Below are 26,650 nucleotides of genomic sequence, written 5' to 3' on the forward strand. Positions count from 1 at the left end.
ATCATTCTAGTACGGTTATTGGCAAGTTAAAAGAGAGTATTTAATGAGTAATTTACACGCGCTTCCCGAGTCACTTCATCAGTTAGGCCAAACCCGCTTCGCGAGCTTGTATGAGGGGCAAACTGAGCAACAAAAGATTATTAACTTGCTGTCTTTAAGTGACTTTGCGTGGAACTGCTTACAATCTCAGCCTGATTTAAAAGACTGGTTACTTGATGATAAGGAGCTCGCTAATCGTGCAGTTGAAGCTCCGTTAAGTAATTCTGAAATCAATGAACTGGATGACAATGCTGCGCTGGCAAAGTTACGTTTGTATCGAGAAAAATACTGGTTGAAAGTGGCTTTTCTTGATTTGTGCTGTGCAAACCCAATTGCCGATAGCATCGCTTATATCTCGGCCCTTGCAAACCAGCTTATCGATAGTGCCAATCAGTGGGCCTTTGCGCAGGTCGCAAAAGTCAGTGGCATGCCGCTTGATGATGACGATAATGCAATGCCAATGTTAGTTTTAGGTATGGGCAAACTTGGTGGGGGAGAGCTTAACTACTCATCTGACATAGATTTAATTTTTTCTTACCCTCGCGATGTTGCAACGCAAGGGGGGCGCCGCTCCATTGAAGCGCAAGTTTTTTATACCAAAGTGGCGCAAAAGCTAATTATGGCGCTTAACCAAACCACGGTAAATGGCCAAGTGTTTCGGGTTGATATGCGCCTGCGCCCATTTGGTGAAAGTGGGCCTTTGGTAATGAGTTTTCATGCAATGGAAGATTATTACCAAGAACAAGGACGTGAGTGGGAACGCTACGCCATGCTAAAAGGGCGATTAATTGGCACAGAAAATAGGTATTGGGATGAGTTTTATGAATTGCTAAGGCCGTTTGTGTACCGCCGCTATATTGATTTTTCGGTGATTGAATCGCTGCGCAAGATGAAGCAAATGATTGCTCAAGAGGTACGCCGAAAGCGCCTTACAAACAATATCAAATTAGGTGCTGGCGGCATTCGAGAAGTAGAGTTTGTAGTACAAGCGCTGCAAATGGTCCGAGGTGGCCGTGAAGCGAACCTACAAACTCAGTCATTACTGGTTGCTTTAAAAGAGCTGGTTAACAACCAAGTGATGTCGAATAAAGAAGCTGAGTTATTAAAACAAAACTATTTAGACTTACGTCAAATTGAGCAGTACCTACAGATTTTCGATGATAAGCAAACGCAAACCCTACCTGATGACGAGTTAAACCAGCAGCGTTTATGCTATTTGCTCAATAAAGATGATTTTGATCAGTGTTTAACTAGCATTGAGCAGACCATGTCTCAAGTACATGGTGAGTTCGAACAAGTGATTGGCTTTGAAAGCGAAACGGCAGATCCGTGTGAAAGTGAGTACATTAGCGCTTGGGAAATGACAGATGTTAGCCTGATGTGTGAGCCAAATCTTGACTGGCAAGCGGCGCTTGAAGATTTTAAAGCGCGCTTAACTAAGGCGAAAATTGGCAGTCGAGGTCGTGATATCCTCGACAAATTAATGCCGCTTTTACTTAAACAGTTAACAGTTACAAAAGCCAGTAGCGACGCTTTTACCATGATCTGCCAAGTGTTGAATAAGATCATCTCACGAACTGCCTACCTAGAGCTGTTATACGAAAACCCAGGGGCGTTAAATCAATTGGTTGCACTTTGCTGCCATAGTAAATGGATTGGCGAGCATATCTCTCGTTACCCAATTTTACTTGATGAGCTGATTGACCCCCAGGTGCTTTATAAACCGACGCCTTTATCTGCTTACAAAGATGAAATTAGACAGTATTTCTTGCGTATAGAGCATGGCGACTTAGAGCTGCAAATGGAAGCACTTCGTCAGTTTAAACAAACGCATCAGTTACGCATTGCTGCAGCCGATGCAACCGGTGTACTGAGTGTGATGAAGGTTAGCGATCACCTTACTGCGCTTGCTGAGGCTATTGTAGAGCAAGCGGTCAATATTGCATGGCATGCATGTGTCGAGCGCTTTGGTCGGCCGGCGAATACCTCAGATCAAGAAAAGGGCTTTGCTGTTATTGCTTACGGCAAAACTGGCGGCTTTGAAGTTGGCTACGATTCAGACTTAGATCTGGTATTTGTGCATAACCACGATGGCAGCAGTTATACCGATGGTGATAAGTCGATTGATTCGCGTCAGTTTTACTTAAAGCTTGCACAGCGATTAATGCACCTATTCAACACGCGAACTGCGTCAGGCATATTGTATGAGCTTGATACTCGTTTACGTCCTGAAGGGGCATCGGGTTTACTAGCTATTAATTTAGAAAGTTACTACCACTATCAGCAAACTCAAGCATGGACCTGGGAACATCAAGCTTTGGTTCGTTCACGCATGATTTATGGGCAAGATTCGTTGCGAGAGCGTTTTGCACAAATCCGCAAAGACGTTTTGTGCCAAACCCGCGATAATGAGAAGCTTAAGACTGATGTGGTTGAGATGCGTGAAAAAATGCGCGCTCACCTTGCTAAAGGTAATGATGATCTGTTTGATTTAAAGCAAGATAGGGGCGGTATCACAGATATTGAGTTTATCACTCAGTATCTGGTGCTGAATAATGCAATGCAGCACTCTGAGCTAACGACCTGGTCTGACAATGTGCGTATTTTAGCTGATGCTGCACGTTTAGGCTGTATTACTGAGCAAATGCAGCAAGAATTAGTGGCTGCGTATATTGCCTATCGTTCACGTTATCATGTAATGAGTTTGAATCAGCAAGGGCGTTGTGCGCAACGTGCTGAGTTAACTCAGCACATCGAATTAGTAAGTCAGGCGTGGCAACAGGTGTTTTAGCTTTTTAAGCGACGGCAGTTTTCGCGCACATAAGCAGAGGGCAGCTCAGTGATAACTGCGGCTCTTTGCTTAAAGCAAAAATAGGTGTAAACCTCATTTTCGAAATCATCGTTGATGGCGCGGCCAACCTGATAAAGGGTTGAGACAAAGTTACTATCAACGCGAAAATGATCTTTTACAACATAGTCTTTGCTTAAATACCAGTACAGTACGATATCTTCGTGACGAGCATAGTCAGAGAGTACATCTTTTAAGGTGTTACCATTTTCAAAGCGGCGCGGTTGAATATCACCAGTCCAGTTAGGTGATGAAGGCTCTACGACTTTTTCGCGTTCAAAAAGTGCGACATCTAAGCTGGTTTCTGGCGTAGGTAATTTAAGAACGTATTTATCGCGCTCATTATTCTTGTTATTTACTTGGTTACGTAGCGCCGCATAAAAGCGCGATAATCCTTGCGCTGCAGCATTTTTGGTATCTTTAATGTCCATTACTGGACCACTACCAAATAAAAAGTAAATAGCAGCAGCAATCAAAATAACAGCTAATGATAAATGCTTAACCCAAAACCACATTTCTAATACTCTTGTTGTTGATTAGCTTTATAAAACCATACAAACGGTAAAATGTCACTCTACTTGTAATAAGAAGGTGCATTCTTATCAGGGCGAGTTTTAAAGCGACGGTGAAGCCACATATACTGCTCAGGCGCTAAATCTATAGCTTGTTCCATACGCTGATTTACGTGGGTTACGTCTGCAAGGTCATCGCCACTTGGGAAGTTTTCAAGTGCAGGTAATACCTCTAGATGGTAGCGACCCTCTTCATCACGACGGCTCGTTAAGCTTACTGTTTCGCAGTTACGGCTACTTGAAAATAACAGCGTTCCTGTTGTTGTTGCTGCTTCTTTTACCGCATAAAAAGGCGCAAATTCGCAGCGGTTACGGCCGTAATCTTGATCTGGCAAATAGTAGCAAACCTTTTTATTTTTAAGCGCTTGCAGTAAGCCTTTAACATCTTTTTTGCCAATTAAGTATTCGTTAGAACGAAGACGACCGTTAGTCGTGAAATATTCCATTAAAGGGTTGTTATGCGGGCGATAAAAGCCAATACCTTGGTGTTTAACACCCATAATACGGCTCGCCATTTCTAGGTGTAAAAAGTGTGGCACAAGCAACAGCACACCTTTACCTGATTGCTGAGCTTTTTCAAAGTGCTCTAGGCCTTTAACAGAACCAAACACTTTATTGATTCGCCACTGGGGCCACCACCAAGCCATGCCGGTTTCCATCATTGCAATACCGGTATTTTCCATATTCTTTCGAACTAGTTCGCGTTGTTCATGCTCTGGCATATCAGGAAAACATAAACGAATGTTTACCTCAGCAATATGGCGACGACGTTTCATAAAGCGGTGTACTAAACGGCCAAGCAGTTTTCCAAGCGCTAGTTGTAATTTATGTGGTAACCAAGAGATAAGATATAAAAAGAACACGCCAATCCAAGTTAACCAGTAACGAGGGCCTAAAAAAGACGCTTTAAAAGGAGATGAACTAACCACAAAAAAATCTCTAAAAATAAAAAAGCTAGTTTAACTGTATGTCCTTAAAAACACAAAAAAGCCAGCACGAGGCTGGCTTTACAATAAGGACTTTATAGAAGAAATGCTTAGATTTCTTTTAAACCTTGGTTAATTGCAACAAGGTCTTCGCTAGTTAGTGTACCAGCAGCTTGTTTCAAGCGAAGTGTTGAAACAACATAGCGGTAACGAACGTTTGCTAAATTACTTTTTGCATTGTAAAGGTTTTGCGTGCTGATCAGTACGTCTACGATAGTACGTGTACCAACTTCAAAGCCTGCTTCAGTTGCTTTAAGCGCACTTTCAGCAGAAACAACAGCTTGTTGTAGCGCTTTATAAGTAGCAATGTCAGACACTACTTGGTTGTACGATGTGATAACCGAACGAGTTACTGCACGTAAGCTTGCTTCTAAATCTTCACTTGCCGCAACATAGAAAGCGCGTGCTTGATCTGTCGCTGCTGTTGTTGCACCACCTGAGTAGATAGGTAGGCTGAAGTTAACACCAATACTTGTACTATCTTCGCGTGGCTGGTGTGAGTTGCTGTTTAGATCAGTTAGGCTGTCACCGTATGAAGCACTTAATGTTAGCTTCGGATAGTGACCTGCTTTTGCTAAATCGATTTGATCTTTAGCAATATCAACCGTTACTTTTGAAACTTGCAGATTTAAGTTTTGGTCTTTTGCAATTTCAATGTAGTCAGTTGACTGCTTTTTAGGTGCAACAGTTGAAAACGTTTCAGTATTCAACATGTCTAATTTCGCGTGGTATTTACCAGTGATTTCGCGAAGTTGCTCACGCGCTGTTTCAACACTGTTCTTAGCAACGATTTCTTGTGCTACAGAGTTATCGTACTGAGCTTGCGCTTCGTGTACGTCAGTGATAGCTGTTAAACCTACTGCATAACGCTCTTTAGTTTGTTGTAATTGGCGCTCGATGGCACGTTTTTCTGCTTGAACAAACTCAAGGTTATCGATTGCGCTTAGTACGTTGAAGTAACCTTCAGCAACACGAACAATTAAGTCTTGGCGTGCAAAATCATACTGAGCGTTTGCTTGTAATGCTTGTTTATCTGCAATACCGAGTGAATTCCATGCACCTAAATCAAACAGCGTTTGGTTTAAGCTAATACCACGGCTAAATTCATCAGGATCATAGTCATAACCTGCATAACCCGTAGCATCATTACCCTCGTAAAGATCTGATTTGGTTGATTGGTAACCAAGGCTTAAACCAATTTGTGGTAATAGTGCACTTAACGCGCGATCGCTCTCATAGGCTTGTGCATCTGCTTGGGCTTTTGCTTTAAGTACGGTAGGATCGTTTGCTGTCGCAATTTCGTAAACTTGTAGTAAGTCTTCAGCGTAACTAGCTGTTGCAGTCAGTGCGCTTGAAAACCCGATCAGCGCAGCGAGTAGTGTTTTTTTCATTGTTCGTTCAGTCCTTAGACAATTTTGTACTGTGACCATGGTACTCTTTTTTAATGAATAACCAAAAAAAAATTACGTAAATCTGCATGTCCAAGTGTAACAGAATATAATTGGCCGTAACATTTACTTAAAACGCAAAGGAAATAGTGAATGAAAATATCAGCAATCTCACAATTTAATCATGATGACATAGAGTTAAAGCCGATTGAGCGTGTTTATGATGGTTTCTTTAAAATTAATACTTATCGCTTTCATCATGCATTGTTTGCTGGTGGTAAATCAGTAGAAGTTAAACGCGAAATTTTAGAGCGTGGCCATGCTGTTGCTGTACTTCCTTATGACCCTAAGACTGACCAAGTTTTATTAATCGAACAAATCAGAATCGGAGCGCTCGCATCAAAGCAGTCACCTTGGTTACTTGAGTGTATTGCAGGCATGGCAGATGGCAGTACTGATTATGAAGATGTAGCGAAGCGCGAAGCATTCGAAGAAGCCGGTATTGAGCTTAACGAGCTGGAATTTATGATGTCGTATCTTTCAAGCCCCGGCGGCACCACTGAGCGTTTGTATTTATATTTAGCGCGCACTGACTTAGCAGGGTATCAAGGCGGTATTTTTGGCCTTGATAATGAAGATGAAGATATCAAAACCCATGTAATGTCATACGATGAAGCTATGCTGCGTCTAGAACAGGGTGAAATAGACAATGCAGCGACAGTTATCTCATTACAGTGGTTAGCACTGAATAAGCAACGTATACTGTCTGATTGGAAAAACTCATAGGGGATTATTTTGTCGTACGTCAGTGCCCAGCAGCGTTATATTCAAAGCTTACCTAAGTACTTAACTTTGTGTGAGCATAATTACGTGCGTGCGCTCAAGCTATTACCCAATGAGCGCCGTATAGGTCAGGAACGAAAGGTACAATTAGGGCACAGTACTTTTGCGGTTAAAGTTGACGATACAGCAAAATACACCACAGATATTTCTATCAAACAAGAAGCCGGTCATTTACCTTCGGTTAAGCCATTGTATTTAACTGTGCGCATGTATCATGATGCGAAAGTCGCTGAAATTGTGCATCATGATTTTCATCAGCGCATCAAGCCTTCCTATGCTTACCCGAATCCGAATATGCATCAAAAAGATGAAAAATATCAGCTTAACGCCTTCTTATATGACTGGCTGGTGGCTTGTGTTGAAAATGGCCGAGCAGTTTTAAATTGGGATGTAAATAATGGCTTGGTTTAGTAACGCCTACCATTTTGATAAAACAGCACTGAAAGTTGCCCATATCACTGATTGCCACTTATCAAAAGACACAACGGGTGAATACTTTAACGTAAATACGGCAGCGTATTTTGGGCGCTGTTTACAGGCTATTGCTGAGCTCGATGTGGATTGTGTGGTATTTGGTGGTGATTTAACACAAGATCACAGCACTGAGTCTTACCAGCTTTTTGCTAAATTAATAGCAGACTCAGCGCTGAGTTGTCCGGTGTTTTGGTTGCCGGGTAATCATGATGAACTTGCCGAATATGAAAAGCTTACAAGCCCGCAAATTTTAAACAATAAGCGAATAACCTTTTTAGGTGGGCAGCTGCTGTTGGCAAACTCAAAAGGCCCAACGCCAGCAGGTTGGGTAACACAAACGCATTTAGATGAATTAAGCCAAGCGGTAGGGCAGGTACCTAGCGTGGTGTTTTGTCACCATAACCCGCTGCCTATTCAAGCCTACCTAGATAAACATATGCTAGAAAATGGCCCGCAGTTTTTAAATACCTGTGTTAATACTGAGCAGTGTGTGGGGATATTTCATGGTCATGTGCATCATGGGTACACGCAAACCTACCGTAATCTTAGTGTGTATGCGACACCGGCCAGCTCAATACAGTTTACCAAACACACTATGGCGTGGCAGCAAGAGGATTTGGGCCCCGCATTTCGAATCATCGACTTAATAATTGATGAGCAACAAAACTTACTGTTAAGCACGGATGTAGTATGGCTAAACGAGTAATTTATATTCATGGCTTTAATAGCTCTGAGCAATCTTACAAAGCAGTTCGTTTTGGTGAGCACATGGCGCAATTTGATGTCGATTATCAGGTGCCGCGATTAACTCATGAGCCATTACATGCAATTTTACAATTAGAACAACTGCTAAATGATGATACTGTATTACTAGGTAGTTCATTAGGCGGTTTTTATGCGACCTATTTGTCGCAACGTTATTCGATCCCTGCAGTGGTCATTAACCCTGCAGTTCGCCCATTTGAGTTACTCGATAATTATTTAGGGGAAAATTATAACCCGTATCAAGACAGTCATTATGAACTTGGTACCCGTCACATGGATGCATTGCGCAGTTTATATTTGCCGCAATTAGACACCCCTTCATTGATTTATTTGCTACAGCAAACGGGCGATGAAGTACTGCCGTTTCAGCAGGCGGTTAAATATTATTCTCAGTGTAAGCAACACGTTGAATTTGGAGGCGATCATAGTTTTATCGGCTTCGAACAAACCTTTGCAAGTATTGTAGATTTTCTTAAAATCACGTAAAACATAGCTAAGCGCATAAAAGATATAAAAACTATGAGTCAGCAAAATTATAACGCCGAAGCAATTGAAGTCTTAAACGGATTAGAGCCCGTAAAACGCCGCCCAGGTATGTATACCGACACGGTTCGACCTAATCATTTAGGTCAAGAAGTTATCGATAACAGTGTCGATGAAGCAATGGCAGGTCATGCCACTAAAATAGATGTCATCCTTCATGAAGATAACTCCCTTGAGGTTATCGATGATGGCCGTGGTATGCCGATTGATATTCACCCTGAGGAAGGTATTCCTGGTGTGGAACTTATTTTTACCAAGCTGCACGCCGGTGGTAAGTTCTCTAATAAAAACTATCAGTTTTCGGGTGGTTTACACGGGGTAGGTATTTCGGTTGTAAATGCGCTATCGACTCGTGTTGAAGTAACAGTACGCCGTGATGCGCAGCAATTTCGTATGGCCTTTGAAAACGGTGACAAGGTTGAAGATTTAAACGTCATTGGCACTGTGGGTAAGCGTAATACAGGTACAACCGTGCGTTTTTGGCCTGATGCTAGCTATTTTGACTCAGCTAACTTTTCTATCACTAAGCTTAATCACTTATTAAAAGCCAAAGCGGTATTGTGCCCAGGCCTGCGCATTAAGTTTACCAACAAGCAAACCAAAGAAAGCCAAGAATGGTATTACGAAACAGGTTTAAAAGATTACCTAGTTGAAGCAGTTAAAGGTTTTGAAGTATTACCAAAAGAGCCGTTTATTGGTGACTTTTCAAGTTCAACAGAAGGCGCTGACTGGGCTGTTGTATGGCTACCTGAAGGCGGTGAATCAATCGCTGAAAGTTATGTAAACTTAATTCCTACTGCACAAGGCGGTACGCATGTTAATGGTTTACGCCAAGGCTTGCTTGAAGCTATGCGTGAATTCTGCGAATTCAGAAACTTATTACCGCGTGGTGTAAAGTTAACGCCAGATGATATTTGGGAGCGCTGTAGCTACGTATTATCGGTTAAAATGCAAGACCCACAATTTGCAGGCCAAACAAAAGAAAAGCTTTCATCTCGCTCATGTGCTGCATTTGTATCTGGTGTAGTGAAAGACTCATTTAGTTTATGGTTAAACGAGCATACAGAAACGGCAGAATTATTAGCTGAGTTATGTATCTCAAATGCGCAGCGCCGTTTACGTGCTGCTAAAAAAGTTGTGCGTAAGCGTGTTACCTCAGGCCCTGCATTACCGGGTAAATTAACTGACTGTAGCGCCCAAGATAATGACCGTACTGAACTGTTTTTAGTAGAGGGTGACTCAGCGGGTGGCTCAGCAAAACAAGCGCGCGACCGTGAATTCCAAGCAATCATGCCGCTGCGCGGTAAAATCTTAAATACCTGGGAAGTTGAATCTGGGCAGATTTTAGCATCGCAAGAGGTGCATGATATTTCTGTCGCTTTGGGTATTGACCCTGATTCAAGTGATTTATCTGGTCTGCGTTATAACAAAATATGTATCTTGGCCGATGCTGACTCGGATGGATTGCACATTGCTACCTTGCTTTGTGCGCTGTTTGTTCGCCACTTTCCATCGCTTATCAAACAAGGCCATGTGTATGTAGCTATGCCACCGCTATTTCGTATCGACATTGGTAAAGAGGTTTACTACGCCCTTGATGAAGACGAAAAGAACGGTATTTTAGCGCGCATTGAAGCTGAGAAAAAACGCGGTAAGGTTAATGTTCAACGCTTCAAAGGGTTAGGTGAAATGAACCCGTTACAATTACGCGAAACCACCATGGATCCTAATACGCGTCGTTTAGTGCAACTAACTTTAGACGAAGAAGAACAAACCATGGAAATGATGGATATGTTACTTGCGAAGAAACGTTCGTCAGACCGTCGCCAATGGTTAGAAGATCACGGTAACCGCGCAGAAGTTTAATAAAGGGTGTAGCAACTTAGTTGCTAGCAAAGAATTAAAGGGCAAGACAAAAATGAAAAAACTACTGACCTCATTATTATCGCTGAGCTTGTTATCAGCGCCTGTAATGGCAAAAGATATTCTTGATAAATTAACAGTTGCTGATGGCTTTTCTATAAGCCTGTTTGCCGATGATGTTGAAAACGCGCGTCAAATTGCGGTATCAAAAAGAGGCATTGTTTACGCAGGTTCGCGTAAAGCAGGTAATGTTTATGCACTGATTGATCATAACAGTGATGGTGTTGCAGATAAAAAGATTGTCATTGCTACTGGCCTTGAAATGCCATCAGGTTTAGCGATTAAAGATGGTGATTTATATGTGGCTGAAGTGTCACGTATCATTCGTTTTAAAGACGTAGACAAAAACCTAAAAGATCCTAAATTTGACGTGGTATACGACAAGTTTCCGACTGATCGTCACCATGGTTGGAAGTTTATTAGTTTTGCGCCAACCGGTGAGCTAATTGTGCCAGTGGGTGTGCCATGTAACATTTGTGTGGAAGACGACAAATACGGCCGTATCTTCTCGTTAGATGTGGATACAAAAGAAATTAAAACCATCGCCAAAGGTGTTCGTAACTCAGTTGGTTTTGATTATCACCCTACAACGAATGCATTTTGGTTTAGTGATAACGGCCGTGACATGATGGGCGATGACATGCCACCATGCGAAATTAACCGTGTTGGTGAAGGTGAAGAGGGCGCGCATTATGGTTTCCCTTATGTTCACGCTGGTGCGATTTTAGATCCTGAGTTTGGCAAAGGTAAAAGTATTGCTGACTATAAATCGCCAGCCCTTGCACTTGGTGCTCATGTTGCTCCTCTAGGTATTCATTTTTATAACGGTAAGCAGTTTCCTGCTAAATACAAAGAGCAGCTTTTTGTTGCTGAGCATGGTTCGTGGAACCGTAGTAAAAAATCAGGCTATAAAGTGATGCTAGCGAATGTTGAGCAAGGTCGTATTACTAAGTACACCCCGTTCATCACAGGCTTTATGCAAAACGAAGAAACATTTGGTCGCCCGGTTGCATTTGCAGAGCTTGCAGATGGCAGCTTATTGATCTCAGACGACTTTGCTAATGTGATCTATCGCGTTAGTGCTAAGAAAAAATAGGTAAGCGTTAATGAGTGATACAGATACCTTGCTGATGCAAGGCGTAGAACAACAAACAATGGGGCGCTTTACTGAAGACGCCTACTTAAACTACTCAATGTACGTCATCATGGACCGTGCTTTACCTCATGTAGGTGATGGTCTTAAGCCTGTACAGCGTCGTATCATCTATGCAATGAGCGAGCTGGGGCTATCGGCGCAAGCAAAATATAAAAAATCAGCCCGTACCGTGGGTGATGTACTGGGTAAATACCACCCCCATGGCGATAGTGCTTGTTACGAAGCGATGGTGCTAATGGCGCAGCCGTTTTCTTACCGCTACCCGCTGGTGGACGGTCAAGGTAACTGGGGTGCAGCTGATGATCCTAAATCATTTGCTGCAATGCGTTACACCGAAGCGCGTTTATCTAAGTTCTCAGAAGTTCTGCTAAAAGAGCTGGGTCAAGGCACTGTAGATTGGACCGCAAACTTTGACGGTACACTTGATGAGCCAATGGTGTTACCTGCGCGTTTACCACACATCTTACTTAATGGTGTAACGGGGATTGCGGTAGGTATGGCAACCGATATTCCACCACACAATGTGCGTGAAGTTGCCAGTGCCTGTTGTCTATTACTTGATAAGCCAAAGACAGAAATCGAAGAGTTGCTTGAGTTAGTGCATGCGCCTGACTACCCAACAGAAGCTGAAATCATCACACCAAAAGACGATATTCGTAAGATTTATCAAACCGGACGTGGTTCTATCAAGATGCGTGCAATTTACACTGAAGAGCAAGGTGACATAGTGATCACCGCGCTGCCTCATCAGTGTTCAGGTGCAAAAGTGCTTGAGCAAATTGCAGCGCAGATGAATGCTAAAAAGTTGCCAATGGTTGCTGATTTACGTGACGAATCTGATCACGAAAACCCAACTCGTATCGTGATTGTACCGCGTTCAAACCGCATTAAAGCTGAGCCACTAATGGCGCACCTATTTGCAACCACAGATTTAGAAAAGAACTACCGCGTAAACTTAAACATGCTTGGCCTTGATGGTCGTCCGCAAGTTAAAGATTTACGTAGTATTTTAACCGAGTGGTTAACGTTCCGCCGTGAAACAGTTCGCCGCCGCTTACAGCACCGTTTAGATAAAGTATTAGCTCGCTTGCATATTTTAGAAGGTTTATTAACGGCCTTTTTAAATATTGATGAAGTTATCGAAATTATCCGTACTGAAGATAAACCAAAGCCTGTATTAATGGAGCGTTTTGGTTTAACTGATATTCAAGCGGAAGCGATTTTAGAGTTAAAACTACGTCATTTAGCAAAACTTGAAGAGTTCAAGATTAAAGGTGAGCAGGATGAACTTGCCCTTGAGCGTGACAAGCTAGAGCAAACGCTTGGTTCAGAACGTCGTATGTCGACCTTGATGAAAAAAGAAATCCAAGAAGCGGCTGAAATGTATGGCGATGATCGTCGCTCACCAGTTGTTGAACGTTTAGAAGCTAAAGCGTTAAGTGAAAAAGACCTTATTCCTTCAGAGTCAGTGACCGTTGTGTTATCTGAAAAAGGTTGGGCACGTGTTGGTAAAGGCCATGATTTAGATGTTGAAGGGCTGAGTTACAAGTCAGGCGACAGCTATAAAGCCTCAGCGCGCGGTAAGAGCAATCAACCTGCAGTGTTCTTAGACTCAAGTGGTCGTGCGTTTGCTACTGATGCACACAGTTTACCTTCAGCTCGAAGCCAAGGTGAGCCAATGACAGGGCGCTTTAACTTAAGCGCAGGAGCCAACTTTGAGCATGTGGTGATGGCAGAAGACAACCAAGTGTTGTTAATGGCCTCAGATGCAGGTTATGGCTTTATAAGCGACTTTAAAGATCTGGTGAGTAAAAACAAAAACGGTAAAGCGCTGGTCAGTGTTCCTAAAGGCGGTGAATTACTCGCGCCAATTAGAGTAACTGATGTAGCAACAGATTACTGTATGGCAATTTCTAACGAAGGCCGTATGTTGTTATTCCCACTGCGTGATTTACCTAAGCTTAGTAAGGGTAAAGGAAATAAGATTATTTCTATCCCAAGTGCGAAAGTACAAGCCCGAGAAGAGTTTGTAAAAGTACTGGCTGTGGTGCCTGCGGGCAGTAGCGTAACCCTGCATGCAGGGAAACGAAAACTGACACTTAAACCGGCTGATCTTGAGCATTATCATGGTGAACGTGGTAGACGAGGTAATAAATTACCGCGTGGCTTACAGCGTGTTGATGAAGCTGTAGTCGAGGTGACTCAAACAGATGATAGTGATGAGTCGCCAAGCGAAGTAACAGAGTAAAAAATAAAAGGCCTGCAATTGCAGGCCTTTTTTATTGTTAAAACGTTATGAAATTTTAAGCGTACACATGTGCGCTTAAAGCTATGGAAATGGTATTTTTCACGTTATAATGCGCGCTGATTAGTACGAGGAGAATTCGTTTGTTAGCTATTTTTCGCATAATTTTCATGGCGTTATTCATTGTTTTGAGCTGTGTTTTTGGGCTGCTTTTATGCATCGTTAAGCCGTTTCATACTAATAACGTGCATATTATTTCGGGTTGGTTTTGCAAGGTAGCTAAAATTTTAGGTGTCAAACTAGAGCTTAAATATCACGAGGCTCCAAAAAATATTGGTCCTGCTGTCTATGTAGCAAATCATCAAAATAACTATGACCTATTCACTTTACCTGCCATGGTGCCAGAGAATTGCGTAAGCCTAGGTAAGAAAAGCCTCAAATGGATCCCATTTTTTGGTCAACTTTATTGGTTATCGGGAAATATCTTAATTGACCGTGCTAACCGCTCAAAAGCGGCAGGTACAATTTCTAAATCAGCTGAGAAAATAAAACAAAAAGGTCTATCGGTTTGGATGTTTCCTGAGGGCACGCGAAGCTATGGTCGTGGTTTATTACCCTTCAAAACTGGGGCATTTCACACAGCAATGAGTGCTGATGTGCCAGTTGTGCCTGTTTGTATGAGTACAACGCACAAAACTATTAAGCTAAATCGCTGGGATAATGGTACAATTTACCTCGAAATGTTAGCGCCGATTTATCTTGATAAAGACGTATCTGCTCGTGACCATGCTTCACATGTTCATCAGATTATGGCTGCTAAAATAATTGAATTAGATGCTCAAGTGAGAAACAAATAATGGAAAATTGGCGCGAAATTACTGAAGACATCGTTACTTCATTACTTGAAGATGGCTCAGATCCTGAAGTACTTTATGAAGTGGAACACCACTTTGTTAGCGAAAATTTTGAAAAGTTAGAGCAAGCCGCTTTAGCCGCTTTTAAACTAGGTTACGATGTTGAAGAACCTGCAGAACTTGAGCTAGAAGACGGCGAGAAAGTGTGGAGCTTTGACGTGGTTGTTGAGTGTGAACTTGAAGTAGAAGCGATTATGGAAGACGTAGACAAGCTAGAAGCGCTTGCTCAGCAAACCGACGTTGAATACGACGGCTGGGGTACTTACTTTAAGGAGTAAAGTTAGCGAGTTGCTAGGGATGGGAAGTTAGCAAGTTTCAAGAGTAAAGTTAGCGAGTTTCTTGAGTCGTTAGCTAAGCGATTCTAGCTTTACTCTTTCTAACTTTCCCCTTTCTAACTTCTTAACTCATACCTATTTCGTATTCGCTACCCAATCTATAGACATTTGTAATCAATTAGCGATAATAAAAAACTCGATGTTTTTATGCGCTAAGCTCACATATGCTTATTACCTTACCCATTGCCGAACTTGTACCAGGGATGTTTGTTGACAGTGTCAGTAAGCAACAAGAGCATGTAAATAGTATTAAGATCAAAACACGTGGTTTAGTGCGTGATAAAACGATTATTCAACGCCTTATCTCTGAGGGGGTTGAAGAGCTACTCATCGACTTTACACAAAGCGATGTTGCACTCCCTAAAAAATACCAACCAAAGCCTGAACCGGCTAAACCTAAGGTTGAACAAAAGCCTACAGCTAACGAAGCACCACAAGGGATAACGGTTCAACAAGAGTTTCTAAAAGCCAGCGTGCATTACGAGCAGCACAGCCGAAAATTGCAAGGTTTCTACTCAGATATCACATCGGGTTTAAAGGTGAATGTAGCTGTGCTTGATGATATCGCCGTTGATATAGTCAGCTCGGTATTTCGTAATCACAATGCCTTAACTATTTTAACTCGCCTTAAAGATAAACATATTTATAACTGGCGGCACATGATCAACACCGCTATTTTGGTGAGTGTGTTTGCTAAGTACCTAGGTTACAAAGAAAAGACAATTAAAGAGCTGGCAATGGGTGCATTGATGCACGATATCGGTCAGGCGAAAATGCCACAAGGTGTATTGTCTAAACCAAGTGCCTTGAACGACAACGAAATGCAAGTTGTTAAAAAGCATGTGGCGCAGAGTTTAGGTTTAGTGAAAGGTGAAAAGGGCATTACGCCGTTAATGCTCGATATGATAGTGAATCACCATGAGCGTTTAGATGGTACAGGTTACCCTCGCGGTATTGCAGCTGAAAAGCTGAGCCGTGCAGCCCGTATGATGGCAATCGTCGATGTTTATGATGCTATGACAGCAGACAGGCCGCATCAAATGGGAGAAGAGCCAATCTCAGCGCTGCGTTATTTACTTGCCAATAAGCAATTGTTTGACTCTGAGTTGGTGCAACGCTTTATTAAATGCCTAGGGGTGCACCCTGTTGGAACGATTGTGAAGTTGAATAATGAGCGCTTGGCGTTAGTGATGGAAGGTAACCACGAAAACCCAATTAAGCCGAAAATAAAGATCTTCTATAATGCCAAGCATAAGCATCATATTACTGCCAAAGATGTCGATTTAAGCGTAGAAAAAGAACTAAAAATTATTGCGAGTATTAAGCCTCTAGATTATCAGCTTAATTTGGCTCGTTTGTTAAAAGAGCATCTGCTTGTTTAGACTTAACACAGCGTTTTTTGGCACTGCGTTTTGCTGATATAAATGCACCACTAAAACAACTCGTCATTAATACCAACCACAGCAATGTGCCTTTTTCTACATGTAAGGCCACACAACATAACAGTAGTGATAAAACAGCACTCAGCATGGCGCCTAGCCAATAGTGATTGACTGGGTTATCGCAATCACCCGCTTTAGTGCACGCGCAATAGTTTGCTTTACAAAAATAATGAACACTCACACCACATAACATCAGTGCCGCAATAATCAATGCGATTTCCATACTCAAACTCAACAGTAAAACCTTTATTTTTAGTCTAAAGGGACAAGAAATAGATGTCAATGCAAATGATAATTACTACTGTTTGTTGTTTTTGTAATCAGAGCTCTGATGAGTTTTAATAAGTTGTTATCTTGTTGTTAAAACGCGGGTTTTTTACCTATTTCTAACGAAAAATTACAGTTTTTTGATCTTAATTAAGGTAATGTTCGAAAGTTTGTAATCATTAGAATAAAACATCTAATACCAACATACAGCGCTAATCTTTTATGCTTAACTAATAGGTTGCCCTCATTGTTGGATTAGCTTTCGCACAAGTTTGCAAGAGGACACAGATTTATGAAGTTCACTAAAACACTAATTGCAGCATCACTTGCTGTTGTTTCTGCTGACAGCTTCGCTGCAGCTTTCCAATTAGCAGAGCAAAACGTTTCAGGTTTAGGTCGCGCATACGCTGGTGAAGCAGCTGTTGCAGATGACGCATCAGTTGTTGCTCGTAATCCTGCACTTATGTCTTTATTCAAAGACAAGCAAATCTCAGTAGCAGGTATTGCTGTAATTCCAGATGTAAGTTTAAAAGGCGAAAGTGCTGCATACGGCTTAGATGAAAGCTCTATCGATGACGATAGCATCGCACCATCTGCATTTATCCCTGCAGGTTACTTCACAATGCCTTTAAACGATAAAGTGTCTTTAGGCTTTGGTGCTTTTTCAAACTTCGGTCTTTCAACTGAGTTTAAAGATGACTACGCGGCAGGCTCTATTGCAGGTGAAACTGAAATCGTAACAGTTAACATGAATGCTAGCGCTTCATATAAAATCAACGAACAGTTTAGCTTAGGTCTTGGTTTAAACTATGTTTATGCTGATGCAAAAGTTGTTCGTACTGCAGGTACTAATCCATTTGGTTTACCAGCTAGCACGCAAATTGCTCACCTTGAAGGTGACGACTACGGCTTTGGTTGGAACATTGGTGCTATGTATCAGTTAGACGAAAACAACCGTTTTGGTTTTAACTACCGCAGCGAAACAGATATCGACTTTGAAGGCGAGTACTCAAACCAACTTCCAGCTGCAGTTGGCGGTTTAGCGGGTACTACAGTACCGGGTGAGTTAAAATTGACTTTACCAGCAATTGCTGAGTTCTCTGGCTCACATCAACTGGATAAGAAGCTAGGCGTACACTACAGCATCTTATGGACTGGTTGGGACAGCTTCCAAAAATTAGAAGCTTATACACCAAGCCTTGAAACGCCTGTATTCTCTAAAGAAGAGAACTTCTCAGATTCAATGCGTTACTCTATCGGTACTGACTACCAGTACAGCGATGCACTTTTACTTCGTGCAGGTATTGCATACGATGAGTCACCAGCAGACCAATCACACCTTTCAATCTCTATCCCTGATACAGATCGTTTCTGGTTCTCGTTTGGTGGTAACTACGCATTCAGCGAAAACTCAAATGTTGACTTAGGTGTAAGTATCCTTCGTGGTAAAACACAAAACTTCTCTGAAAAAGACAGCCTAGCTGCTTCTTTAGGCCAAGATGTTTCATGGGAATATGAATCAAAAGGTCACGCAGTTCTAATTGGTGCTCAGTACAACTACAAATTTTAATACCAATTCGCTTAATAAAGTGGTCTATTTTGAGGCAATAAAACCTCGTTGATAACAAGGCAAAAATTTCGTTATTTAGTTGTTCTAAATCAGAAATTTTTAACGCAGTTAGCGACAGGTTTAATCCCTCAAAATGATTAAGTATTATTGCGGATTGGTATAATTTTGACGCGACGTAAAGTCGCTGCTACAGAGCATTAAAAAGCCGCGCTATAACAATGTTATAGCGCGGCTTTTTTGTAAGCGCGAATAAATCGCGCTTTATATATGCTGTTATAGACTTTCGATTTTCGCTTTTTGCGCTAATAGTTTGTCTTTCGCATCTGTAAACTCAGCCAGCTTAGCATGCTCTTTAGCAAGCACGGCTTCTGGCGCGTTATTTACGAACTTCTCGTTAGCTAATTTGTTATTAACTTGAGCTAAGCCTTTCTCTGCTTTTTCAAGCTGCTTCGCGATACGAGCTAGTTCAGCTTCAACATCGATTAGGCCAGCCATTGGGATCATGATCTCAAGGTTACCAACATACGATGTTGCACACGCAGGTGCTTCGTCTTTGCTATCAAGAAGCGTGAACTCTTCAAGCTTAGCAAGAGACGCTAAGAAAGCTTCGTTTTCCGTTAAGCGGCGTTTGTCTTCGTCAGACGCATTAGCAAGCAATACCGATAATGGTTTGCTTGGGCTGATATCCATTTCACCACGGATGTTACGAATAGCAAGAATGAATTGTTTAACCCACTCTAGGTCGTCCATCGCTTGGCTATCAACATTTGCTTCATTGTAAACAGGGAAACCTTGAACCATGATGCTAGTGCCCGCAGTTTCGATACCTGCAAGTGGTGCAACACGTTGCCAAATCGTTTCTGTGATGTATGGCATTAACGGGTGCATTAAGCGAAGTAGGCTTTCTAATACCGTGATTAAGGTATGACGAGTGCCACGTTGCTGTGCTTCGTTGCCTTTAAACAATACTGGTTTAGTAAGCTCTAGGTACCAGTCACAGAATTGGTTCCAAGTGAACTCATAAATAGTGTTTGCGGCTAGGTCAAAACGGTAGTTTTCTAGATGCTCAGTATAGGTTTTAACAGTTGCTTCAAACTGGCCTAAAACCCAACGATCAGCGAGTGAGTACTGTTTTTCAGCATCTGTAGCGAAACCACAGTCTTGCTCTTCTGTGTTCATCAATACGTAACGACTTGCGTTCCATAGTTTGTTACAGAAGTTACGGTAACCTTCAAGACGGTTCATATCCCAGTTGATATCACGACCCGTTGAAGCCATTGCTGCAAGGGTGAAACGCAGTGCGTCTGTACCGTGTGCTTCGATACCGTTTTCGAATGTTTTACGAGTGTTCTTCTCAATCTTCTTCGCTAGTTGTGGCTGCATCATGTTACCAGTGCGCTTTTCAACTAGGCTTTCAAGATCGATACCGTCAATCATGTCGATAGGATCAAGTACGTTACCTTTCGATTTAGACATCTTATCGCCGTTTTCATCGCGGATAAGGCCAGTTACGTAAACGGTTTTAAATGGTACTTGTGGCTTGCCGTCTTCATCTTTGATGAAGTGCATGGTCATCATGATCATACGAGCAACCCAGAAGAAGATGATATCGAAACCTGTTACCAATACGTCAGACGGGTGGAAAGTTTTTAAATCATCAGTGTTTGCCGGCCAACCTTGCGTTGAGAAAGTCCAAAGCGCAGATGAGAACCAGGTATCTAAAACGTCTTCGTCTTGCTTAAGTGCAACATCATCAGCAAGGTTGTTATCGCGGCGTACTTCAGCTTCGTCACGACCAACGTATACGTTGCCTTCGTTGTCGTACCAAGCTGGGATGCGGTGACCCCACCAAAGCTGACGTGAAATACACCAGTCTTGTACGTCGTTCATCCACGAGAAGTACATGTTCTCGTATTGTTGAGGCACGAACTTAATGTCGCCATTTTTAACGGCTTCTTTTGCAGGCTCAGCAAGTGGTGCTACGCGCACGTACCACTGATCAGTAAGAAGTGGCTCAATCACTACGCCAGAACGGTCACCGTAAGGAACTGTTAGGCTGTGATCTTCAATTTTTTCTAATAGACCAAGTTCTTCAAATTCGCTCACAATCGCTTTACGTGCATCAAAGCGGTCAAGGCCGTGTAAGCGCTCAGGAATCGGCGCATCTAATTCAAGCTCTTTACCGTCGAATGTGTAGCTTTCGCCTTCGCTTAATACCGCTGCATCTTTATTGAAGATGTTGATCATTGGTAGTTGGTGACGTTTACCTACTTCGTTATCGTTAAAGTCGTGGGCAGGCGTGATTTTCACACAACCTGTGCCTTTTTCCATGTCTGCATGTTCATCGGCAACAATTGGAATACGGCGGTTTACGATAGGTAGTAAAATTTCTTTACCGATCAGATCTTGGTAACGCTCATCATCAGGGTTAACAGCAACACCTGAATCACCTAGCATTGTTTCAGGACGTGTTGTCGCAACAATGATGTAGTCTTTACCATCTTTGGTTTTTACGCCATCAGCAAGTGGGTAACGTAAGTTCCACATGTGACCTTGTTTGTCTTTGTTTTCAACTTCAAGATCAGAAATCGCAGTGTGTAGCTTAGGATCCCAGTTAACTAGGCGCTTACCACGGTAAATTAAGTCTTCTTTGTGAAGACGTACGAATACTTCTTTAACCGCTTCAGAAAGGCCTTCGTCCATAGTGAAACGCTCACGGTCCCAATCTACAGAAGCGCCTAAACGACGTAATTGTTTAGTGATCGTGCCACCAGAGTGGTTTTTCCACTCCCAGATTTTATCGATAAATGCTTCACGGCCAAGGTCGTGACGTGTTTTACCTTCTTCAGCTGCAAGCTTACGCTCAACAAGCATTTGCGTTGCGATACCCGCGTGGTCAGTACCTACTTGCCATAAAGTGTTGTTGCCTTGCATACGCTTTAAACGCGTTAGCGTATCCATGATGGTATCTTGGAATGCGTGGCCCATGTGTAAGCTACCCGTGACGTTTGGTGGCGGGATCATAATTGAGTATGCGTCACCTTGGCCAGACGGTTTAAAGTAGCCATTTTCTTCCCAGCCTTGGTATAAAGACTGTTCAATATCTTGCGGATTATAGGTTTTATCCATTACACAGAACCTTAAATAAATGCTTAAATGTCAATTTCTTGCGTTGCAATATGGGCGCCCAGTTGGCGAAGCTTTTTAAACCGCTCACGGGCGGCTTGTTTAGCATTTGGCTCAACGGGTACGAAATCATAAACCTGCTGAAAACGGCGGATAAAATCCGGTAGGTGTTCAGCTAAGTTGATTAATATTTTTCTGTTGCCGACAGGTGGAGTCATACCAATTTCAACCGGAGCGCCACCTTTAGGGCCTTCACCTTGTAAGTTGTGAGGTACAAAACTATCTGGTTCAAATGACCAAATGATGTCGTCGATTGTGTGGGCCGTGTCGGTGTTATCAGCGTAAATAAATACGCGATGACCTAGACGATACTGATCCGCAGCAATTTTAGCTGCCAGATCGAAAACAGCGCCAGCCGTTTGGTGGGCACTATCATCTTGTTTTAGAACGTAAAATTGTGCGTTCATATTCATAGTGACTTTCGTCCCCACAGATACACAGATCAAAGCAGGGATTTTGACATAGAACGCGAATTGCTTCAATTAATAAGGCGCCATTTGGCGCCTTATTTAGGGATAGTTTTAAGCTTGCGATAAGGCTTAATCGTGACTTGCTTCACTCACGCCTGCGCGGTTTAGTAAATACTGAGTCAACATAGGTACCGGACGACCGGTTGCACCTTTGTTTTTACCGCCGCTGCGCCATGCCGTACCTGCGATATCCAAATGCGCCCAGTTATATTTTTTGGTGAATTTAGATAAGAAGCATGCCGCTGTAATGGTGCCTGCGGCACGGCCACCTAAGTTGGTGAAATCAGCGAATGGGCTTTCAAGTTGCTCTTGATAGTCATCCCATAAAGGTAACTGCCATGCGCGGTCGCCACTTTGCTCAGACGCTTTTAGTAGGTCATGGGCCAGTGGGTTGTGGTTTGATAGTAAACCTGTGGCATGTGAACCCAGCGCGATAATACACGCACCTGTCAGTGTTGCTACGTCGACAACGGTATCAGGTTCAAAGCGCTCAACATAAGTGAGTGCATCACACAGTACTAAACGGCCTTCAGCGTCGGTATTTAACACTTCAACTGTTTGCCCCGACATAGTTGTTAAGATATCACCCGGGCGATAAGCGTTTGAGCCTGGCATGTTTTCACAACCCGCTAAAACACCGACAACGTTAATTGGTAATTGCATTTGCACTAAAGCGCGCATAGTACCAATAACACCTGCTGCACCACCCATGTCGTATTTCATTTCATCCATGGCTTCGCCTGGTTTGATTGAAATACCACCTGAGTCAAAGGTTAAGCCTTTACCCACTAACACGATTGGCGCTTGGTCTTTGTCGCCACCTTGATAGTTGATCACTGACATAACTGATTCATTAGCACTACCACGGCCAACTGCTAGGTATGAATTCATGCCCAGTTCTGCCATTTTTTCTTCGCCAATAATATCAACGCTTACATTATCGAAGTTATCAGCAATTTCTTGTGCTTGCTCACCTAAATAAGCAGGGTTACAGATATTTGGCGGCATGTTGGCAACATCTTTACATAACTTGCTACCTGCAGCGATGGCTAAGCCATGCTCAATTGCACTTTCGCCAATGGTTAACTCGCGACGCGTTGGTACGTTGAAAACAATTTTACGTAGTGGGCGACGTGGGTCGCTCTTTTTGCTTTTCAGTTGATTGAAGGTATACAAGCAGTCTTGAGTTGTTTCAACTGCCTGGCGTACTTTCCAATAAGTGTCACGGCTTTTAACGTGTTGCTCAGTTAAAAAGCATACCGCTTCCATCGAACCAGTTTCGTTTAGCGTGTTAATCGTTTTTGAGATGATTTGTTTATATTGTTTGTCATCAAGCTCACGCTCTTTACCACAGCCTACTAGTAGTACACGCTCGCTCAGTACATTAGGTACATGATGCAATAGCAATACTTGGCCTGGCTTACCTTCAAGGTCACCACGGCGTAGTAAGTTAGAGATATAACCGTCACTGATTTTATCTAATTGTTCACCAATGGGGGATAAACGACGTGGCTCATAAACGCCTACTACAATACATGCGCTACGTTGCTTTTCTGGACTACCACTTTTTACGCTAAATTCCATTGTTACTCCTGATATTGAGTCGTATAACCTTAGTTTATAAGGGTAAGAAATTCTTTTTCGAGTCCTTTCTTACATTTTTTAGTTTAATAGCACTAATCTTAGTACATAAACTATGACTCTATTTATGTGTTTTTGAACTTTATCTTAATGTGAATATCAATATCACATAATAGACGCCATCTGCACCATTTATGCAAGATTATATGTTCTTGCTAGGTATGATATTTAACTTTGATGGCATATAATAAAGTGAGTAAAATAACTAGTTTACTCAAAATTCCTTACTATTCCAGTGAAACTCGATGTTTAACAGGGGCGAGCATTGCTAATTTTTCGTTATTTGACCACTGAAGTCTTCAAGTCGCAGGTCGCCGTATTTTTAACTTTGATGACTATTTTTGTGTCTCAAAAGTTTGTTGTTATATTAGGAGACGCCTCAGAAGGGGGTCTTCCAGCTAAACTTGTGCTTTCGATGATTGCACTGAAACTTCCTCAACTTGCTTCACTTATCTTGCCTTTGAGTATCTTCTTAGGGATTATTTTGGCATACAGTCGCATTTATGCAGACAGCGAAATGACTGTTCTCAAAGCCTGTGGTGTTAGTGAGTGGTATGTGGTTCGTGTCACGCTTATCTCAAGTACTGCGATGGCTATTTTAGCCGGTGCGCTTACTCTTTATGTTGCGCCATGGGCCAGTGAGCAAGAATATCAATTAAAAGAGCAAGCCAAAGCTGATGCAGGCTTATCGGCATTACGTGCAGGGCGTTTTCAGCAAACGGGTAATGAGAAAGCCGTAGTCTTCATTCACAACATCGAAAATAGCGGAAAAGAGCTACACAAAGTATTTGTTGCACAGTTACCAGATCGTGAAAAAGGTGACTTAGCCCGTTTAGTATATGCAGAGCGTGGTGTGGTGATTGAGCAAGATAACGGTGAGCAGCAACTTGTTCTTAACGATGGTAAGCGCTACGAAACAGATGGCGAGTCTGCTGCGTTAAACCTAACAGAGTTCGATGGTTACAGTGTACAAATTCAAGATCAAGAAATTGAGCACCAGCGTCGTAAGTTAGAAGCTATACCAACGTTTGATTTATTCAAAATGAAAACCTCTGAAGCTATTGCGCAGTGGCAGTGGCGTTTAGCTATTCCGCTTTCAATTCCGTTATTAACTTTACTTGCAGTACCTCTGAGTGTGGTGAATCCGCGCCAAGGTAAATTCGCTAAATTAGTGCCTGCAATCAGCTTGTATTTAGGGTACTTCATTTTATTGAATGCCGCTAAGTTTGCTGTTGAAGATGGTAAAATTCCACCTTCAATTGGCTTATGGTGGATCCATTTATCAGCCTTGTTTATTGGTGGTTTCTTGATTATTAAAGGTCGTCCGCTCGGCGCATGGTTAAAGGCAGTTGTGACTAAGCGGGAGTTAAACGCATGATGAAAACACTCGACTGGTATTTAGGTCGCAGCATAATTCAAACCACCGGTTTTGCATTAATGGTGCTGGTAGGTATTAGTACCCTCATTAAGTTTATTGAGCAGTTAAAATCAGTTGGCCGTGGTAGCTATGATATTGCAACTGCGCTGATTTACACCCTGTATAGCATGCCGGGTGATTTAGTTATCTTTTTCCCAATGGCAGCCTTGATTGGTGGCTTAACAGGTTTAGGTGCATTGGCATCAAACAGTGAGCTGGTCGTTATGCAAGCGGCGGGTATGTCACGCCTGCAAATTATTGCATCAGTCATGAAAACCGCGATGTTTATGGCGATTTGTATGATGGCGCTAGGTGAATGGGGTGCCCCAGAAGCACAGCTCAAAGCAAAAGAAATACGTAACCAAGCGATTTATGGTGGTGATGTATTTAATGCTAAGCAAGGTGTGTGGGCGAAAGATGGTAGCAACTTCATTAATATTGAAGATGTCGATCAGCAAGGCACTTTACGTGGCGTGCATATGTATCACTTTGATAAATCGTTACAACTTACTCAAATTACCAAGGCAGAAGAGGCAATAAACCGTAAAGATGGTTGGTTACTTCGTGATGTAAATAAAGTAATGATCACGCCAGAGCAGATCAGTACTGAGCAGCATAAAGAAGAGTTTTACGACTCGCAGCTGACCGCCGAAAAATTAGGAGTGGTGTCGGTTAAGCCCGAAGCGCTGTCGTTTACTGGGCTTTGGTCATATTTAGGTTATTTGCAGCAAAATGAGCAAGACACCAGCACTTATGAGCTAGCACTATGGCGTAAGATCATGCAGCCAGTATCTATCGCCGTTATGTTGTTAGTTGCTTTATCGTTTATATTCGGCCCGCTTCGCACAGTAACTATGGGTGCACGTATCATCATGGGTGTTATAACCGGTATTACTTTCCACTTAACTAATGAGATATTTGGTCCTGTGGTGATGGTTTACCAAATTCCAGCTGTGGTTGGTGCTGTGTTACCAAGCCTGTTGTTTATTGGATTTGCGACTTATCTATTGAATAAACGAGTTTAATGTTCGTTTAAAAAGCACAAAAAAAGCGTGGTTTGAGCCACGCTTTTTTTGTGCTTGCTGTGTTGCTTAATCACTTAATCACTTAATCACTTAATCAAGTGAGCGATAAATACGTTTATTTTCTTCTTTGGTGAGGGTGATCACTTCTGTTTTTGCGATGTAATCTTGTAAGGCACGCTTATTTTTAAAATCGACCAACACCACTAAGTTACCTAAACCTAATAGTGCAGTAATGGCTCTAAGTGCGCCTTGATGCCAGCTAATTAAATGACCATCGAGGGTTTGCACCTTCAAACGCCATGCACGCATACCAATTGTTTGGCCGCTCTTAGCCCAGAAGTAGCTAAAGAAACTAATACTCACTATCACCAATAACGCACTACGGATGCCATACAATAATGGTGAATTTTGAATGAAAGCGGATACATCTTCAGCGTCACCAATGCTTAGTAACTCTAAAGAAATTAGCCCTTGAACAGCTAATAAATACAGTACGGTTGTCAGCATCGCAAAGGCAATGATAACCAAGGTATCGTAAATTAAAGAGGCAAATCGGCGCCAGAAACCGGCACGTGGAAACTCAGCTGACATAAACAATCTC

Annotated in this window: 22 protein-coding genes; 14 read left to right on the forward strand and 8 right to left on the reverse strand. The window is 42.4% G+C overall.

What is annotated here, in order from left to right; all coding sequences use genetic code 11:
• Nucleotides 1–43 precede the first annotated feature (43 nt).
• A complete protein-coding gene (gene glnE, locus J8Z28_RS03715) occupies nucleotides 44–2,830 on the forward strand; it encodes a bifunctional [glutamate--ammonia ligase]-adenylyl-L-tyrosine phosphorylase/[glutamate--ammonia-ligase] adenylyltransferase (RefSeq protein WP_250659909.1) in 2,787 nt (928 codons plus the stop codon).
• On the opposite strand, the gene J8Z28_RS03720 is transcribed toward glnE, so the two are convergent.
• The 3 genes from J8Z28_RS03720 to tolC form a co-directional block, all read right to left on the reverse strand.
• A complete protein-coding gene (locus J8Z28_RS03720; protein ID WP_054562731.1) occupies nucleotides 2,827–3,402 on the reverse strand; it encodes a TcpQ domain-containing protein in 576 nt (191 codons plus the stop codon). The two genes, glnE and J8Z28_RS03720, sit on opposite strands and share 4 nt — an antisense overlap.
• 59 nt (nucleotides 3,403–3,461) lie before the next feature.
• Nucleotides 3,462–4,388, reverse strand: a complete 927-nt coding sequence (gene lpxL / locus J8Z28_RS03725; protein ID WP_054562730.1) for an LpxL/LpxP family Kdo(2)-lipid IV(A) lauroyl/palmitoleoyl acyltransferase — start codon at nucleotides 4,386–4,388, stop codon at nucleotides 3,462–3,464.
• Nucleotides 4,389–4,495: 107 nt separating this feature from the next.
• Nucleotides 4,496–5,836 carry an outer membrane channel protein TolC gene (tolC, locus tag J8Z28_RS03730; RefSeq protein WP_055021194.1) on the reverse strand — a complete coding sequence of 447 codons (1,341 nt, stop codon included), beginning with the start codon at nucleotides 5,834–5,836 and terminating at the stop codon, nucleotides 4,496–4,498.
• 150 nt (nucleotides 5,837–5,986) lie between these two features.
• Between tolC and J8Z28_RS03735 the strand changes: the two genes are divergently transcribed.
• The 10 genes from J8Z28_RS03735 to J8Z28_RS03780 all read left to right on the forward strand — a co-directional run bounded on the left by J8Z28_RS03735 (nucleotide 5,987) and on the right by J8Z28_RS03780 (nucleotide 16,413).
• The gene (locus J8Z28_RS03735; RefSeq protein WP_054562728.1) at nucleotides 5,987–6,619 is read left to right on the forward strand and encodes an NUDIX domain-containing protein; all 633 of its coding nucleotides are present in this window, start codon (nucleotides 5,987–5,989) and stop codon (nucleotides 6,617–6,619) included.
• 9 nt (nucleotides 6,620–6,628) lie between these two features.
• Nucleotides 6,629–7,087 carry a DUF1249 domain-containing protein gene (locus J8Z28_RS03740; RefSeq protein WP_054562727.1) on the forward strand — a complete coding sequence of 153 codons (459 nt, stop codon included), beginning with the start codon at nucleotides 6,629–6,631 and terminating at the stop codon, nucleotides 7,085–7,087.
• Nucleotides 7,074–7,856, forward strand: a complete 783-nt coding sequence (locus J8Z28_RS03745; RefSeq protein ID WP_250659910.1) for a metallophosphoesterase — start codon at nucleotides 7,074–7,076, stop codon at nucleotides 7,854–7,856. The genes J8Z28_RS03740 and J8Z28_RS03745 overlap by 14 nt, the downstream gene beginning before the upstream one ends.
• Nucleotides 7,841–8,401, forward strand: a complete 561-nt coding sequence (locus J8Z28_RS03750; RefSeq protein WP_055021196.1) for a YqiA/YcfP family alpha/beta fold hydrolase — start codon at nucleotides 7,841–7,843, stop codon at nucleotides 8,399–8,401. Before J8Z28_RS03745 ends, J8Z28_RS03750 begins: the two co-directional genes overlap by 16 nt.
• A 33-nt stretch (nucleotides 8,402–8,434) precedes the next feature.
• Entirely contained in the window at nucleotides 8,435–10,324 is a 1,890-nt protein-coding gene (gene parE / locus J8Z28_RS03755) for a DNA topoisomerase IV subunit B (protein WP_054552648.1), read from the forward strand.
• 52 nt (nucleotides 10,325–10,376) lie between these two features.
• Nucleotides 10,377–11,477: a PQQ-dependent sugar dehydrogenase gene (locus tag J8Z28_RS03760; protein WP_250659911.1), complete on the forward strand. Its 1,101-nt coding sequence runs from the start codon at nucleotides 10,377–10,379 to the stop codon at nucleotides 11,475–11,477.
• A gap of 10 nt (nucleotides 11,478–11,487) precedes the next feature.
• Nucleotides 11,488–13,785, forward strand: coding sequence for a DNA topoisomerase IV subunit A (parC, locus tag J8Z28_RS03765; RefSeq protein WP_055021197.1), 2,298 nt, complete (start codon nucleotides 11,488–11,490; stop codon nucleotides 13,783–13,785).
• Nucleotides 13,786–13,952: 167 nt separating this feature from the next.
• On the forward strand, nucleotides 13,953–14,639 hold the full coding sequence (locus J8Z28_RS03770) for a 1-acylglycerol-3-phosphate O-acyltransferase (protein WP_502934618.1): 687 nt from the start codon (nucleotides 13,953–13,955) through the stop codon (nucleotides 14,637–14,639).
• Nucleotides 14,639–14,974: a ribonuclease E inhibitor RraB gene (rraB, locus tag J8Z28_RS03775; protein WP_250659913.1), complete on the forward strand. Its 336-nt coding sequence runs from the start codon at nucleotides 14,639–14,641 to the stop codon at nucleotides 14,972–14,974. Before J8Z28_RS03770 ends, rraB begins: the two co-directional genes overlap by 1 nt.
• Before the next feature lie 221 nt (nucleotides 14,975–15,195).
• On the forward strand, nucleotides 15,196–16,413 hold the full coding sequence (locus J8Z28_RS03780) for a cyclic di-GMP phosphodiesterase (RefSeq protein WP_250659914.1): 1,218 nt from the start codon (nucleotides 15,196–15,198) through the stop codon (nucleotides 16,411–16,413).
• On the opposite strand, the gene J8Z28_RS03785 is transcribed toward J8Z28_RS03780, so the two are convergent.
• Complete coding sequence (locus tag J8Z28_RS03785; protein WP_054562719.1) at nucleotides 16,373–16,696, reverse strand: hypothetical protein; 324 nt, start codon at nucleotides 16,694–16,696, stop codon at nucleotides 16,373–16,375. The genes J8Z28_RS03780 and J8Z28_RS03785 overlap by 41 nt on opposite strands.
• 336 nt (nucleotides 16,697–17,032) lie before the next feature.
• Between J8Z28_RS03785 and J8Z28_RS03790 the strand changes: the two genes are divergently transcribed.
• Nucleotides 17,033–18,310 carry an outer membrane protein transport protein gene (locus J8Z28_RS03790; RefSeq protein WP_250659915.1) on the forward strand — a complete coding sequence of 426 codons (1,278 nt, stop codon included), beginning with the start codon at nucleotides 17,033–17,035 and terminating at the stop codon, nucleotides 18,308–18,310.
• A gap of 273 nt (nucleotides 18,311–18,583) precedes the next feature.
• Here the strand turns inward: J8Z28_RS03790 and J8Z28_RS03795 are convergent, their stop codons facing one another.
• The 3 genes from J8Z28_RS03795 to pepA all read right to left on the reverse strand — a co-directional run bounded on the left by J8Z28_RS03795 (nucleotide 18,584) and on the right by pepA (nucleotide 23,550).
• Nucleotides 18,584–21,439, reverse strand: a complete 2,856-nt coding sequence (locus tag J8Z28_RS03795; RefSeq protein ID WP_250659916.1) for a valine--tRNA ligase — start codon at nucleotides 21,437–21,439, stop codon at nucleotides 18,584–18,586.
• A 23-nt stretch (nucleotides 21,440–21,462) separates the two neighbouring features.
• Nucleotides 21,463–21,909, reverse strand: coding sequence for a DNA polymerase III subunit chi (locus J8Z28_RS03800; RefSeq protein WP_054562716.1), 447 nt, complete (start codon nucleotides 21,907–21,909; stop codon nucleotides 21,463–21,465).
• 126 nt (nucleotides 21,910–22,035) lie between these two features.
• Nucleotides 22,036–23,550, reverse strand: a complete 1,515-nt coding sequence (gene pepA / locus J8Z28_RS03805; protein ID WP_054552638.1) for a leucyl aminopeptidase — start codon at nucleotides 23,548–23,550, stop codon at nucleotides 22,036–22,038.
• A gap of 322 nt (nucleotides 23,551–23,872) precedes the next feature.
• Between pepA and lptF the strand changes: the two genes are divergently transcribed.
• Both lptF and lptG read left to right on the forward strand, forming a co-directional pair.
• Entirely contained in the window at nucleotides 23,873–24,985 is a 1,113-nt protein-coding gene (lptF, locus tag J8Z28_RS03810) for an LPS export ABC transporter permease LptF (protein ID WP_250659917.1), read from the forward strand.
• Complete coding sequence (lptG, locus tag J8Z28_RS03815; RefSeq protein ID WP_054562714.1) at nucleotides 24,982–26,049, forward strand: LPS export ABC transporter permease LptG; 1,068 nt, start codon at nucleotides 24,982–24,984, stop codon at nucleotides 26,047–26,049. Before lptF ends, lptG begins: the two co-directional genes overlap by 4 nt.
• 90 nt (nucleotides 26,050–26,139) lie before the next feature.
• On the opposite strand, the gene J8Z28_RS03820 is transcribed toward lptG, so the two are convergent.
• The gene (locus J8Z28_RS03820) at nucleotides 26,140–26,640 is read right to left on the reverse strand and encodes an RDD family protein (RefSeq protein WP_250659918.1); all 501 of its coding nucleotides are present in this window, start codon (nucleotides 26,638–26,640) and stop codon (nucleotides 26,140–26,142) included.
• Nucleotides 26,641–26,650 lie beyond the last annotated feature (10 nt).

Origin of the sequence: Pseudoalteromonas sp. SCSIO 43088 (assembly GCF_023650795.1) — a bacterium.
In the GTDB taxonomy this organism is placed as follows: Bacteria; Pseudomonadota; Gammaproteobacteria; order Enterobacterales; family Alteromonadaceae; genus Pseudoalteromonas; species Pseudoalteromonas shioyasakiensis.

Coding starts and splice junctions, on each gene's coding strand:
- tolC (WP_055021194.1), bottom strand. CDS start 5,836: ATGAAAAAAACACTACTCGCTGCGCTGATCGGGTTTTCAAGCGCACTG.
- J8Z28_RS03790 (WP_250659915.1), top strand. CDS start 17,033: ATGAAGTTCACTAAAACACTAATTGCAGCATCACTTGCTGTTGTTTCT.
- glnE (WP_250659909.1), top strand. CDS start 44: ATGAGTAATTTACACGCGCTTCCCGAGTCACTTCATCAGTTAGGCCAA.
- J8Z28_RS03735 (WP_054562728.1), top strand. CDS start 5,987: ATGAAAATATCAGCAATCTCACAATTTAATCATGATGACATAGAGTTA.
- J8Z28_RS03770 (WP_502934618.1), top strand. CDS start 13,953: ATGGCGTTATTCATTGTTTTGAGCTGTGTTTTTGGGCTGCTTTTATGC.
- J8Z28_RS03795 (WP_250659916.1), bottom strand. CDS start 21,439: ATGGATAAAACCTATAATCCGCAAGATATTGAACAGTCTTTATACCAA.
- J8Z28_RS03820 (WP_250659918.1), bottom strand. CDS start 26,640: ATGTCAGCTGAGTTTCCACGTGCCGGTTTCTGGCGCCGATTTGCCTCT.
- J8Z28_RS03750 (WP_055021196.1), top strand. CDS start 7,841: ATGGCTAAACGAGTAATTTATATTCATGGCTTTAATAGCTCTGAGCAA.
- pepA (WP_054552638.1), bottom strand. CDS start 23,550: ATGGAATTTAGCGTAAAAAGTGGTAGTCCAGAAAAGCAACGTAGCGCA.
- lptG (WP_054562714.1), top strand. CDS start 24,982: ATGATGAAAACACTCGACTGGTATTTAGGTCGCAGCATAATTCAAACC.
- parE (WP_054552648.1), top strand. CDS start 8,435: ATGAGTCAGCAAAATTATAACGCCGAAGCAATTGAAGTCTTAAACGGA.
- J8Z28_RS03800 (WP_054562716.1), bottom strand. CDS start 21,909: ATGAATATGAACGCACAATTTTACGTTCTAAAACAAGATGATAGTGCC.
- J8Z28_RS03785 (WP_054562719.1), bottom strand. CDS start 16,696: ATGGAAATCGCATTGATTATTGCGGCACTGATGTTATGTGGTGTGAGT.
- J8Z28_RS03780 (WP_250659914.1), top strand. CDS start 15,196: ATGCTTATTACCTTACCCATTGCCGAACTTGTACCAGGGATGTTTGTT.
- rraB (WP_250659913.1), top strand. CDS start 14,639: ATGGAAAATTGGCGCGAAATTACTGAAGACATCGTTACTTCATTACTT.
- J8Z28_RS03745 (WP_250659910.1), top strand. CDS start 7,074: ATGGCTTGGTTTAGTAACGCCTACCATTTTGATAAAACAGCACTGAAA.
- J8Z28_RS03720 (WP_054562731.1), bottom strand. CDS start 3,402: ATGTGGTTTTGGGTTAAGCATTTATCATTAGCTGTTATTTTGATTGCT.
- J8Z28_RS03760 (WP_250659911.1), top strand. CDS start 10,377: ATGAAAAAACTACTGACCTCATTATTATCGCTGAGCTTGTTATCAGCG.
- parC (WP_055021197.1), top strand. CDS start 11,488: ATGAGTGATACAGATACCTTGCTGATGCAAGGCGTAGAACAACAAACA.